Origin of the sequence: Burkholderia sp. SIMBA_062 (genome assembly GCF_046534765.1) — a bacterium.
Classification (GTDB): Bacteria; Pseudomonadota; Gammaproteobacteria; order Burkholderiales; family Burkholderiaceae; genus Burkholderia; species Burkholderia ambifaria.
Genome location: NZ_JAWRYD010000642.1, coordinates 1 through 234, shown reverse-complemented (window position 1 = coordinate 234; position 234 = coordinate 1). Strand labels below are relative to the sequence as shown.

Sequence of the window (234 nt, the reverse complement as noted above, 5' to 3'; positions counted from 1 at the left end):
CCATAGCCTAACGCCTTCACAATTGCAGATGCGGCTGGGGCTGACCAAGGGCGCGGTCACCAAACTGATGAACAACCTTGAACGTCTTGGGCTGATTTGCCGGTCCGCTTCCCAGCAGGACCGTCGTATCAGTCATGTTGCGTTGACCCCCAAGGCTCAGGGCATGCTGAAGACCATTCTCGACCACCACGAATACGGCGCCGACCATGCCGCCGCCAAGCGCCTCCCTGCCAA

The 234-nt window shown here is 59.8% G+C and carries 1 protein-coding gene; it reads left to right on the top strand.

Annotated elements, in window-relative coordinates; all coding sequences use genetic code 11:
- Positions 1 to 28 precede the first annotated feature (28 nt).
- A partial coding sequence (locus SB786_RS37755; RefSeq protein ID WP_410731780.1) for a MarR family winged helix-turn-helix transcriptional regulator occupies positions 29 to 234 on the top strand: 206 nt, incomplete at its 3' end.